Consider the following 13,185-nt stretch of genomic DNA (forward strand, 5'->3'; position numbering starts at 1 on the left):
ATATCTATGAAGCTGAACCCCGACTTTGCAATGGCATAATTTTCATACCACGACTCTAAAGAACAATTTGGCATCAGGTTTCACGTCAATTGCAGGAATTGAGGAAGGGTAAGAGGTGGCATCGGTAAGGGCTGATTGCTACTGGTGTTAAACATTGCACTGAGGCGAACCGTTTAGGCTGAGATTGAGCTTTCCTATCGGTTTTGGGCGGATGGAAACGATCCGTAATGCGAAATCTGCACTTGCTACTGTGCACGACAGACTTCTAGAGTAAATATAAGGAAAAAACAATGAAACAATCACTACGTGGCGTACGGGGTATTTTGATGTCAAGTGCTGTGGGGGCAGCACTTCTGTTATCAGGATGTGGTTCTTCATCCTCTTCATCTACGACATCAGGTACCGTAGTCGGTGCAGAGCAGGCGACGGCGCTCCTCGGCACGCTTGAGTGTGTTCTCAATACGACAACCGGTACACTTACCAACGCGCTGAGCGCAGCCGACCTCAGCATTCTTACTTCCATTCCGCTTGACCTTGCCGCTGTCGCGAATGCCATGGTCGAACTCGGTCTGACGACATCAGACGTCACGGTCGGTGCGATGCTGGAGACAAGCGTATCCCTGAGCCAAGTACTCGATATCATCGGTCTTGTCGGCGGTACGCCGGACGTTCTGGCGATCGTCGCTTCGCTTAAAGATGCGCTGGACCCGGCAACGCTGCTGCAGACGCTGCCGCTGGGCGATCTGCTTGCCGTAGCACCGAGCCTGCTGACGGAAGTACTGAGCACGGTCACTGCGACGACTGCCGGTGTGGCTGAAACAGGTGTCGATGCGCTGACCTTCCTGGATGATACGATCATGGGTGTCGGTTACGATGTTGCGGCCTGTATCCCGCAGCTCGAACCGGTCGTCGCAACACTCGACTGTGCGACAGACAGTGTCCTGGGCGGTGCCGCTCTGACAGCTGAAAACCTGAAAACGCTGGCCGTTGCACTCCCGCTCGGCGATCTGCTTGGTGCCGTTCAGAGTGCGACGGGCCTGCTCAGCACAGATACACTTGGCGAACTCCTGTCCGCTCCGCTCAGCGCGGGCGATCTGTTCAGTATCCTCGGTACACTGACATCCGGTGACCCGGCGGACGTCCTGTCGACACTGACAGGCGCGCTTGACCCTTCCCAACTGACAAATACCCTGAGTCTGGGTGATCTGATCGTCGTGCCGCAGGAACTGCTTGGTACGACACTCGGCAGCCTGCCGGCAACACTGCTGACAACGACGACGGGTCTGCTCGGTACGGTTGAAGGTCTGCTTGCACAGGTTGCGGGCGATCTGACATCCTGTATCGATCCTAACCTGCTGGTCGGCTCCCTGACAAGTCTGCTTGGTGTACTTCCGCTTGGCGACGGCAGCCTGCTGCTTGATCCTGCAGGACTCCTGAGCCTGGTCAGCACCGATACGACGATCAACGATATTATCGAAGCGGCGAAAACGCTTCCGGTCCTCAGCGCACTTCCGCTGGATGAGCTGATGGCAACGAAACTGAGTGTTGCGCAGCTGATCGAGATCATCAATGCCCTCCCGGTTCCTGCACCGGTCGCGGATGTGCTCACAACGGTACTCGGTGCAGTACCGGATCTGAACCTGCCGGCAATGTCCCTGAACGATATCCTGGCCATGCCGGGTGAAGTTCTTCCGTTCGGTATCGACCCGATGAATACGAGCGTCAACGGTCTTCTGCTGACTTCTGTCAATATGCTGGCGCTGATGGAATCGATGGCGCACAATATGAATGCCGCCGCGGCATCCATGCTGATCAATGGGGCGGTTGTCCTGCCAGTCGTCACAACGATCGACAAGCTTGGTGGTTTTGCCATCCTTGGTGGTCTGATGACCAACGTGCCGTACCTGACGCAGACACTGCCGCTGGGCGACCTGACAGGTCTGCTGGTAGATGGTAGCCCGCTCGGTGCCCTCGATCTGGCTAACCTGTCAAGCCTGCTCGATACGATCCTCGGCAGCGGTGATCCTACCGGTGTTCTGACAAGTATTCTTGGCTCCCTTGGTAGTGTTGATGGGGGACTGTTGACATCTCTGCTCGGTTCTCTGCTTAATCTGGGTGATGTCTTGAATCTGCTTGATGGTTCTCTCCTGGGGGACCTGCTGACGACATTGACAAGCCTGCTTGGCGGTGATCTTGCCGGCACGATCACATCTCTGCTCGGTAGTCTGACAACGGATCCGACAGCCATTCTGCAGACGCTTCTGAGCCTTCTGAATGCTCAGAACCTGGCGCTGCCGCTCTAAATACACCTTTTCTACACCTACCGCAGCATTTTGCTGTGGCGGGATCACATCAAATTCCCCACCAGAAAACATCTCTTTTAGCAAAAGATATGGCACTTTTCCAGTCTTGTATGAGATGCTGTCGACACCCATTACCAGCTGATTCCACTTTATGATAAAACTGTAATTTCCTGCCATATAATGTTTTGGTTTAATTCAGTTTGATGTGATATTATTGATGGAATTCTTCCGTCCATATTTTACGGCGGGGATGGCGGTCAGAAGCAACCTGAACCGAGACAAATGCTTCATGAATGAAGGAGTTTATAATGCAACTGTTTTTGCATACGAAGAAGGGGTTGGCACTCCTCCTCGGCATGGCAATGATGCTCATGTTGGCGGGATGCGGTGCGGACAGTGCCTTTGACAATAATGTCAAGGGTAGTGGCCTTGAGGTGACAGTGTCACCTGCCGACGGGGCAACGAACGTTTTCCTTAATACTGATATTACGGGAACGTTCAACAAGGACATCCGGCAAGATACGTTGATCGAGGGGACAACGTTCTACCTGCTGGATCCCAATAATAATATGGTGCCGGGTTCCTGGTCCTACCTGAACAAAGTACTGCGGTTCAAGCCTGACGCAAACCTGACGGAGAACACGACGTACCGTTTCGTCATCACGAACGGGATCAGAGCGACAGACTACGCCCGCCTCGGTGGAGACGTTGTCACACAGTTTACGACCGGCACGTTACTGGGTCTGACCGTCACGCTCAACCCGCAGCAGGGGGATACGAACGTATCGCTCAATCCCAATATCACGGCGACGTTCAACGAGCCGGTTGATATTGCATCAGTCGATGGCAACAGTTTCTATCTGCTGGATAAGAATGACGTAAAAGTGCCGGTAACATCTATCGAGCATACCGACGATAATACGACGCTGATCTTGAAGCTTGCCTCCAACCTTGCACCTTTTGAAACCTATACGACGGTCGTCACGACGGATGTCACGGCACCGACCGGGCATATGCTGGCAGCTGATGAGGAAGCGATGTTCGTGACGGGGGATTGGCTGCACCTGGCAGTTTCCATCAACCCGCCGGACGGTGCAACGAACGTGCCGATCAATACGATGATCACCGCCACCTTCAACAAGCCGATGGACCTTTCAACACTGAATTCGGGCAATATCTACCTGATGGATGAAAACGGCACCCATGTCCCGGGCACGCTGCATACGGCTACTGATGCGAGCGGCAATACCGTTGTGACCTTTATCCTCGATCCGGGTACGACTCTGGCACCGAACAGTGATTACACCTTCGTGGTTGAAAACGATGTGACCTCCCTTGACGGCGAGCAGCTCGGTACGGACGAGACATCGACGTTCACGACGGGAACACAGACGGAGCTTCAGGTCTATATCGTTCCAGCCGATGGAGAAACAGGCGTTGCCGTTACGGACAATATCGTTGCATACTTCAATGAAGATGTGAATGATACGACGCTTGACGGTACGACCTTCTATCTCGAAAACAATGTGACCGGTGTGATTCCGGGCGCGATCAGCTATGACGGCGCCAATTACATCGCCGTCTTCAACCCGGATGCGAACCTCACGGCGTATACGACCTATACGTTCACGGTCACAACCGGTGTTGAGGCTGTCAACGGCGATACGCTGGCAAGCGATGCAAGTTCAACCTTTACGACCGGCAACCTGATCCGGGTGATCGATGCGGCAGTCTTCACGATGAACAGTAACGCTGCGACGGTCGACACAAACGAGTCTTCAGTTCTCGGCGGCCTTACGGGTAACCTGCTTGGAACACAGCTGCAGGTCGACGCTGCCGGTGTCCAGGGGCTTGCTGAAACGGATGTCCAGTTTGTCGGGTTTGTGACTGGCCTCGCAAACGAAGTCAATGCGACAACGATCGAAGATCTGGTCGACAGTAATCTCACGGTAACACAGGCACTTCAGGTGCTCGCTGACCAGTACGGCGCGATTCCGGCCGGACCGGCACAGGATGTCATCAATCAGCTTATCGCCGCGATTGACAGCAACGGCACGGATCAGACGATCAATGTCAGTGATCTGCTGCAGTTCCCGGCCAGCATGCTGCCGATGGATGTGACGGAGCTGGTTTCCACAGAGGATCTTGCTGCGGCCACTACGGATGGCATTGCAATCCTGAGCGGTCTCAACTCTGCGCTGATGCCGGTTGCCGAAAGCATTATTGAAGTGCCGCTGGACCTGGCGGGGCTCCTTGGTGCAGACGGTACGCTGCGTGCACAACTGGTTTCGCCTGCGGCCTATGCCGTGATGGTCGAGGGGGATACGATCAAAGCGTCGCAGTCACGCATTCAGCTTCACCTGCAGGTCGACGGTGGTCTGTTGACAGGTCTGCTTGGCAGTCTGACGGACCTGCTGAATACACTGTTGCTTGGCCTGGTGACGATTGATGTGCCAACGCTCGTAGACATCCCGCTCTACATCGTGTTGGCTGAGGCAGAGGGGACGTTGGAAACACTCTCCGTAGATGAGATCGTGATGGCCGTTCAGAACGGTCTGGCCAAGATCTATCTCGGTGCGATCCCGGATGATATCTTCTTCTCTGATCAAGTCATCGGTGCAGAGGATTTCGATGCGGTCAGTCTGCTGGATCTGAATCTCACTGTCTTGGGTATCCCGACACCGATCAAAGTCGATGTCAAAGCCTTTGCCAACGGTTCACCGTCTGCCTTTACGCCGATGAATTTCATGCCAATCAATGTTGCGCAGACTGACAGTGCATTTGCACCGTTGGGAGATACGACGGATGCTCTGGTGGCTGATCTTGTAGCGAACCTTGAACTGAACGTTACGGTTGGCGCATTGACGCTTGGTACTTCAGACCCGCTTCTTGGAACGATCCTTGGCAGCGTCACGGATCTGTTGGCCAATACGATTGTCCCTGCGCTCTCTCCGGTATTGAACTCCGTGAGTGAGCTGCTCGGTACCTATACCGGCCGTGCGGACGTCACCATGCTCGGACTCATCGAGCATTATATTGTGCAGCCGTAAAACGTAGAATAGAGAATGTAAACGGGGCTTGGCCCCGTGAAATGAAGGATGATAATAATGAGAAAATATTCATTGGCCGCGGCGGCACTTTTGCTCACCACTGCGGCGTATGCTGATTTCCCGGCGAAACGCATTGCTTTCCCCGGGCTCTATATCGGGGGCAATGTCGGTTACGCGATCGGCAGGGTGAATGAGACCGATACGGCCGAAGAGGCGTGTAACGGCGACCCGGCCTGTACCGTCATCAGCTCCTCGATCGAGGAGAAAGCCTTTGGCCTCAAACTCTTCGGCGGTTACCTGTTTAACGACTACTTTGCCGTTGAAGGGGGCTATTTCAACCTCGGCGAGATCTCGTTCAAGCACAATACCAGTGCGGGCGAGACCTACAAGGGAACCGCGAAGATGCAGGGGCTTAATGCCGACGTGGTCGGGCACCTGCCTATCCTGGAACAGCTGACCGTCTTCGGCCGTCTCGGTTTCATGTACGCCGAAGTCGACAAACAGTACTCCTTTTCAGGCGGTACGCTCTACGTGAACGGCGTCCCCAAAGACATGAGTGCCAGCCAGTGGGGTGCCGGCGTGAAACTGGGCATGGGCGTGCAGTACGACTTCACACCACGCATCGGCGTCCGCGGCGAGTGGGAAGGGTACCATATGGAAGAGGATGCTTCCGATTCCGGCCTCGACATGAACCTCTGGTCCATCGGTATCGTCTACCGCTTCGGTGACGATCCGAACGCACCGGTCCCGCCGCCGGAACCGGAAAAGGTCATCGTGGTCAAAGAGGTCCCGGTACCGGCCGAACCTGTTGTCGTCGAAAAAGTCGTCGAGAAAGAGGTCATCAAAGAGGTACCGGCCGAACCTGTTGTCATCCGGAAACCGGTCGAACGTGTCGTCCTGGCGACGGATGCCCTCTTTGACTTCAACAAGGCCGTCGTCAAACCGGAAGGGAAAGCGGCGATCAGAGACCTCGTGGCCAAACTGCAAAAAGACGACAAGCTGATTGTCACGGGCCATACGGACAGTATCGGTTCGGAACTGTACAACCTCAAGCTGTCACAGCGCCGTGCCGACGCGGTCAAGAACGAACTGGTCATCAACGGTATCGAAGCCGACCGCATCGAAACGAAGGCCAAAGGCGAGAGCGACCCGGTGGCAACCAACGCAACCGACGAAGGCCGCGCACAGAACCGCCGTGTCGATATCGACATCATCGCGGCACCGAAAGAACCCGGCGAAGAGATCACACCCCCCGCGGATGAAGTGACCATGCCGGCAACGGACGCGCAGTAAGAGCGCATCCAATGAAAGGGACTCCATGGAGTCCCCTTCACCCCTGAAACACCCCGCAAAATCTATCCCCGACAAAATCGATATAACCCATCTTTCTTCTATCGGATATTTCCGGCATCTATCGACCGTGACACTATTGCGCGTCATTTGTGAGCATCGGTAAAACTCCAATGCATAAATCAAGATAATCTTTTTGATAATAATTTGATAAATAAACAGAATGTAATAAAAATATATCATTTATGATATTTATTAAGTATCATGAAGATATGATTCAAATTGTTATAAATGAGATGACGGTGGGATCGCGGAAAGGGGTCACATCCAGTCTCGGGGAAGAGGTGAATGCCGTCGTTCAGGTTGGACGGTGTTCCAGATCTATATGAAGGAGTGTTAAGTGAATACGTCTATGTTTAAGCGTGGGTTGGCAGGTCTGCTCGGTCTGGCAATGGTGATGATTCTGGCCGGGTGCGGGCGTGACAGTGCTTTTGACGATAATGTCAACGGCGGTGAACTGCAGGTGACGGTCGATCCGTCCGAGGGCGCGGTCAATGTCCCGATCAATAAGGTCATAACGGCGAAGTTCAACAAAGAGATGAACGTCTCGACCGTGAACGATTCGACCTTCTACCTGCTCGATGAGAACGGTACCAAGGTCCCCTCGGCGATCAAGTTCTACGGGACGGATACCAGACTCTTCACCCTGACGTCCGATACGGACCTGTTGAAAGATGCGAATTACACCGTCTATGTCACCCGGGGTGTCAAGGCGAGCGACGGCTACCTCCTTGCGGCCGACAATGTATTCCATTTCACAACAGGCACGCTCAAATACCTTCAGGTGACGGTGCTGCCCAATGACGGCGATACCAACGTCTCCGTCGGTGCACACATCCTCGGAAACTTCAATGAAGCGGTCAATACGGCGACACTGAATGCGACCAACGTCTATCTGCATGACAGCAACGGCAGCGCGGTCGACGGTACGATCGGTTACAGCGACGTCGGCGATGACCACCTGATGACGTTTACGCCGTCGTTGCCGCTCGATTACAATGCGACCTATACCTTTACGATCAAACAGCCCGTGACATCCCTGGGGGGCCTGCAGCTGGAGTATGACAGCGTGAACAGCTTTACGACGGGCCCGCTGAAACTGGTCAAGGCGGCCGTCTTCTCCATGGCGTCCGCCCCGGTGGCGGTTGACACGAACAACTCGGAGCTGCTCGGGGGCGTTCTCGGCGGCCTGCTGGGGACGCAGGCGTCCGTGGAGGTACTCGGTGCAGGCGGCCTGGCCGACGCCAAACTCGGATTCCCCGACCTGGTCGCGGATCTGGGTGACGTCGTGGATGCCGCGACGGTGGAGGATCTGCTCGACAGCAATATTACGCTCGATGCGATGCTGAAGCTCATTGCCGGCGAGCTCGAAGGGGTGAATGCCACCGATGCGCAGAAGCTCATTACCGACCTGCTGGCCGGGGTTGAAGCAGCAGGACTCGGCAGCACAAAGGTGACCGTCAGCAGTCTGCTGCAGTTCCCGGTCGATACCCTGCCGATGTACCTGAACGATGTGCTGTCGATGACGGGCATCTCTACGGCGCAGCTGAGCGTCCAGTCGCTGCTGGCCGGCATCAACCAGGCACTGGCACCTACCCTGGGCACGCCGATCGAAATCCCGCTTGCCCTGCCGCTGCTGACGGATGAGAGCAGCGGACTCAAGCTGCAGGTCGTCTCCCCGCCGGCGATCGCCATGATGGCAGAGGGAGATACGATCCACTCTGCATCCACGCGTCTGCAGCTCAACCTGAAAGTCGGGGGGATCCTGGGGGATCTTCTGGGCGCATTGAATACGGAACTCGACGGGGAAGGGACGGTGAGTGCGGACCTGGTCAACCTGCCGCTCTACCTGGAGCTCGGGTCCTCTGTGGGAAGCCTGACAGCGCTCAACAACGATGAGATTGCCATGAGTGTTCAGAACGGTTTGGCGACGCTGGTGATCGGGACGATCCCCGACGACCAGTTCTTTTCGAATGCCCCGCTCTCCCCGGAAGATGTCAGTGCGGCGGATCTCGTCAATCTCCTGGGGCTGGTAAAAGTGAGTGTCAAAGCCTATGCCGCCGGAGTGGCCAATAGCGGTGCGATCAATTTCGTCCCGGTCGATATGCAGCAGATGCAGAGCATTTATGCACCGACAGGGTCGACAACCGATGCCCTGCTCAACACCCTGATCAGCAATCTGGAACTGAAGATTACGCTGCTCGACATCATACCGCTTGATGTGAGCGCGCTGCTGGGGGACCTGCTCAATCCTCTGCTCTCTATCCTGCTGCCGCTGCTCTCCCCGCTTTTGGACACGGTCACAGGCCTGCTGGGTGCCAGTATCGGCAAGGCGGACGTGACGATGATGAGCCTGGTATACGGCTATTAGCCCCGGGCAGACTATACGGGGGAGCCTCCCCGGTAACGGAAGGAAGATGATGAAAATGAAACGGACGGCGGTAACGGCGGTTTTGGTGGCGGCGGCCCTGCAGGCAGAGGCGGTGGAACGCATCGCGATGCCGGGACCCTACCTCGGGCTGAACCTGGGGTATGCGACCGGGTCGGTCTCACTCTCGACGACTGAAAAAGAGGTGTGTCAGGGGGACCCGGCCTGTTATGTGACGAACGCTTCGGCGGACGAGGAGGTGTTCGGGGCCAAACTGTTCGGCGGTTACCTGCTGAACCACTATTTTGCAGTGGAAGGGGGGTATTTCAATCTGGGCGAACTCTCCTTCAAAGATGTCACCAATACGGGGGAGGTTTATAAAGGCACGCTCTCGGCACAGGGGATCAACCTGGACGGGTTGGCGCACCTGCCGCTGATGGATACTCTCTCCCTCTTTGCCCGTATCGGGGTGCTGTACGGGGGGATGAGCAAGAACTACAGCTACAGCGGCGGTGTGCTGCTTGTCAACGGCGCGCCCAAGGATATGCACGTGACCGAATGGGACGTCGGCTACAAGCTCGGCGCCGGCGTCCAGTACGATTTCACCCCCGCGCTCGGCGTGCGCGGCGAGTGGGAGGCGTACCACCTCGCCGAAGCCGGATCCCGATCGGATTATGATATCAACCTCTACTCTTTGGGAGTAGTCTACCGGTTCGGTATCCCGGAACCGGAGCCTGAAAAGATCGTCATGGTCAAAGAAGTACCGGTCCCCGGCGAGGGTACGGTCCTCGAAAAAGAGGTCGTCAAGGAGGTGGAAGTCGTTAAAGAAGTTGAGGTGGTTAAAGAGGTGGAGGTCGTTAAAGAGGTACCAAAGCCGGTCATCATCAAGAAACCGACCGAACGCGTCGTGCTCGCGTCGGATACCCTTTTCGATTTTGACAAGTCCGACGTGAAGCCGCAGGGTGATGCCGCGCTGAAACAGCTGGCGGGAAGGCTGCAGCAGAATGACCGGCTGGTCGTTGTCGGCCACACGGACAGTGTCGGGACGGAGATATACAATATGAAACTTTCGCAGCGGCGCGCCAACGCCGTTCGCAGCAGGCTGATCGGCCTCGGTATCGTGCCGGAGCAGATCGAAACCCGTGCGATGGGCGAGAGCCGGCCGGTGGCGACGAACGCGACGGACCAAGGACGGACGGCGAACCGCCGCGTCGAGATCGAGGTCTACGCGGCACCGAAAAAAGAGGAGTAGCCCTCAGGCCGAGAAGTGGGTGAAGAGCTTCGGCTCTTTCGTTTCGAAGGTCATGCCGAGGAGTTCGACCTTTTTCGCATGGAGCATGACCCGCTGGCTGCGGCGCCCGCCGTACTGCTCATCCCCGATGATCGGGTGCCCGAAAGCGCGCAGGTGGACGCGGATCTGGTGGGTACGGCCGTGGTGGATGATGAGCTTGAGCTTGCTTTTCTTGGCCGAGACCTCCAGGGGGTAGATCTCCGTGACCGCAGGTTTGCCCTTTTTGGAGATTTTCGAGTGGGCCTTGCCGTGGCGTTTCTCCGTCAGAATCGGCTCATCCATCACCGCTTCTTCCGTCACAACGCCTTCGACCCAGGCGACGTACTCTTTATAGACCTCGTCTTTTCTGAACGCCTCGATCGCTTTTTCGCGGAAGGCTTCGTTTTTGACCAGCATCAGTACCCCGCTCGTTTCCCGGTCAAGCCGGTGGAGCAGGCGGGTCCCCTTGAACTGGCGCTCCACTTCATCGGCGTTGAGGAAGGCGGGCTTGTCGACGACGATGAGGTCGTCGTTCTCGAAGATCGGACGGATGCGCTCGACTTTCTGAACTTTGAACTCCGTTTTGAGCGGCAGTTCGCCCCGGGCGATCATCACCTTCTTGTTGCCGACGTAGACCAGCCCGCGGTCGATCAGCTCCTTGGCCTTGGCGTTGGAGATCCCCTCCTGCGCCGCCAGCAGTTTATAGGCTTTGTCGGAGGGGCCGCTCGGGCGGGTCTGGACGTAGCGGCTCTCTTCGGGCTCCGCGGATTTGGCCCGCTGTGCTCCCGGTTTATTGCGGCCGGCATCTTTCTTGGCGTAGGCCTTGGATTTGATCTTGTTCTTGGCTTCGAGTTTTTTACTCTGTCCGCGGTAATCGTTCGGGGATTTTTTCATGAGGCGCTCTCCTTGGTGAGGTAGTCAAAAAATGGTTGGAGATCGACGCTGCCGTTGATCGCTGCGGGGCGCAGCTTTTCGGCGTGCAGCAGTGCTTCGGTCAGGGCATCGTTCTCGACGACGGCAACGTTGTCGACGTAGCGCATCAGTTCGCGCTGGTTGAAAAAGTGGGTCCCGGTGAGGGTCCGGCAGCCGAAGTGGGCCGGTTCCAGGGGGTTGTGGCCCCCGACGTCCGCTTTGAAGGCACCGCCGAGCACAGCGATGTCGCTGATGGCGTAGAGGTTGTTGAGCTCGCCCATGGCGTCGACGAGGACGACGGGGTGCTCCCGCAGCGCCTCGATGCCGCCGTCCCTGCTCCACCGCGCGATACGCTCGCCGTCGCACTGGCCGTGCAGCATCTCCCAGACGGCGTCAAAACGCTCGGGGTGGCGTGGCACGACCAGCAGGCGGCTGTCGGGGTGCTCGGCACGGCGGGCACGGAAGGCCTCCAGGATCAGGGCCTCCTCCCCCTCGTGGGTGCTGGCGGCGACGATGGTCTCGCCTTCGGGCTTGGGGTAGGTCTTCGTCGCAGTGATGTTCTGGGCCAGCTTGATATTGCCGATCACCTCGATATTGGAGGCGCCCAGCTGTTCAAAACGGGCCTTGTCCGCGGTGCTCTGGCAGAAGATCTTGTCGACCCGGGCAAACAGACGCCGGTAGAACCAGCGCAGCTTCAGGTACTTGGGAAAGCTGCGTTCGGAGAGGCGGGCATTGAGTAAAACAACCTTCGCCCCCCGGGCACGGGCGACGGCGAAGAGCAGGTACCAAAACTCCGCCTCGAGCACGACGAGGACGCGCTGGGGCTTGACCCACCACGGCGTAAAGAGCTCGTACGGGAGGTAGCGGTGGGCGACACCGTACCCCCGGGCGACGTCCTGGCCGGTCTGCGTGACGGTGCTGATGCGCACCTCTTCCGGGGAGAGCGGGTCGAGCAGCGGTTTCAGTGCACGGGTTTCGCCGACGGAGCAGGCGTGGAACCAGATCCCCTTCGGCGCAAAGGGCGGGTTGCCTTTGAGAAAAAAGCGCGCCGGAACGGATTCGCGGTATTTCGGACGGAGGCAGAGCAGCAGCAACAGCGGCAGTGCGGCTATGTAGAGCAGGGCGCTGAGGAGGAAATAGATGAGTGAAAACGGCTTCATGCGGGTGCCGTGCAATGGGGGGTGCGAAGCTTACGCTTCGGCAGTCGCTTCCTCTTCGAGGTAGAGGATACGTCCGCAGTGCGGACAGGTGGTGATCTCTTCGCCTTTGATGACGTCGGCGTAGACCTTGTCGCTGATGACCATGAAACAGCCCATGCACGCCTGGTTGCGTACCGGCACGGCCGTGGTGTTCTTCGCCCAGCGGCGGATCTTCTGGTAGAAAGAGAGGCCCTTCTGGTTCATCTGGGAGACGAGCTCCTGTTTGCGGGCAAAGACCAGCTGGCGTTCGCCGTCGATCTCCGCGAGTTTCGCATCGACCTCTTCCTTGACGCTGCCGAGGTTGGCTTCGAGCTCGCCCATCTGCGCTTTGAGCTCATTGACACGTTCGGTCTTGCTCTCGATGATGCGGTCGAGGCGTTCGATCTCTTCGTTGGCGAAGCTGATCTGCTCCTTGGCGATCTCCTCTTCGAGCTGGAGGGATTTCATCTCTTTCTCGGTCTTGATCTCCGCGCTTTTTTTGCGGTTCTCTTCGAGCTTCTGGGAGAGTTCGGCGAGGTGGAGCTCGTTCTTCTTATGCTTGAGCTGCTCGTCCTTGATCTCGTTTTCGAGGCCTTCGATGTTGCTTTCGAGGCCCTCTTTTTTGACAAGGGCAGATTCGTATTTGTGGTTGGCCGCCTCGATCTGCGGGTCGAATGCGTCGATCTCTTTGTCGATCTTGGAGAGGTCGATCAGTTGTTTGAGGTGCTTGTTCACAGAAGATTCCTTTATCCGT

Annotated in this window: 8 protein-coding genes; 5 read left to right on the forward strand and 3 right to left on the reverse strand. The window is 56.8% G+C overall.

The features are described 5' to 3' along the window. Positions 1-326: 326 nt before the first annotated feature. The 5 genes from ACXWTF_RS02710 to ACXWTF_RS02730 all read left to right on the forward strand — a co-directional run bounded on the left by ACXWTF_RS02710 (position 327) and on the right by ACXWTF_RS02730 (position 10,323). Complete coding sequence (locus ACXWTF_RS02710) at positions 327-2,303, forward strand: hypothetical protein (RefSeq protein ID WP_461713481.1); 1,977 nt, start codon at positions 327-329, stop codon at positions 2,301-2,303. A gap of 308 nt (positions 2,304-2,611) precedes the next feature. After that, positions 2,612-5,353, forward strand: a complete 2,742-nt coding sequence (locus tag ACXWTF_RS02715) for an Ig-like domain-containing protein (RefSeq protein WP_461713482.1) — start codon at positions 2,612-2,614, stop codon at positions 5,351-5,353. 57 nt (positions 5,354-5,410) lie between these two features. Then, positions 5,411-6,646 (forward strand): OmpA family protein, encoded by a 1,236-nt coding sequence (locus ACXWTF_RS02720; protein ID WP_461713483.1) that lies wholly within the window; start codon positions 5,411-5,413, stop codon positions 6,644-6,646. 397 nt (positions 6,647-7,043) lie between these two features. Further along, the gene (locus ACXWTF_RS02725) at positions 7,044-9,074 is read left to right on the forward strand and encodes an Ig-like domain-containing protein (protein WP_461713484.1); all 2,031 of its coding nucleotides are present in this window, start codon (positions 7,044-7,046) and stop codon (positions 9,072-9,074) included. 49 nt (positions 9,075-9,123) lie between these two features. After that, entirely contained in the window at positions 9,124-10,323 is a 1,200-nt protein-coding gene (locus ACXWTF_RS02730; protein WP_461713485.1) for an OmpA family protein, read from the forward strand. 3 nt (positions 10,324-10,326) lie between these two features. On the opposite strand, the gene ACXWTF_RS02735 is transcribed toward ACXWTF_RS02730, so the two are convergent. Genes ACXWTF_RS02735 through ACXWTF_RS02745 form a run of 3 tightly spaced genes read right to left on the reverse strand, consistent with a single transcriptional unit; the run spans position 10,327 to position 13,166 of the window. Continuing rightward, positions 10,327-11,235 (reverse strand): pseudouridine synthase family protein, encoded by a 909-nt coding sequence (locus ACXWTF_RS02735; RefSeq protein ID WP_461713486.1) that lies wholly within the window; start codon positions 11,233-11,235, stop codon positions 10,327-10,329. After that, positions 11,232-12,413: a lipid IV(A) 3-deoxy-D-manno-octulosonic acid transferase gene (waaA, locus tag ACXWTF_RS02740; RefSeq protein ID WP_461713487.1), complete on the reverse strand. Its 1,182-nt coding sequence runs from the start codon at positions 12,411-12,413 to the stop codon at positions 11,232-11,234. Before waaA ends, ACXWTF_RS02735 begins: the two co-directional genes overlap by 4 nt. 30 nt (positions 12,414-12,443) lie before the next feature. Continuing rightward, complete coding sequence (locus tag ACXWTF_RS02745; RefSeq protein ID WP_461713488.1) at positions 12,444-13,166, reverse strand: zinc ribbon domain-containing protein; 723 nt, start codon at positions 13,164-13,166, stop codon at positions 12,444-12,446. Positions 13,167-13,185 lie beyond the last annotated feature (19 nt).

The sequence above is a fragment of the Thiomicrolovo sp. ZZH C-3 genome (assembly GCF_054862725.1).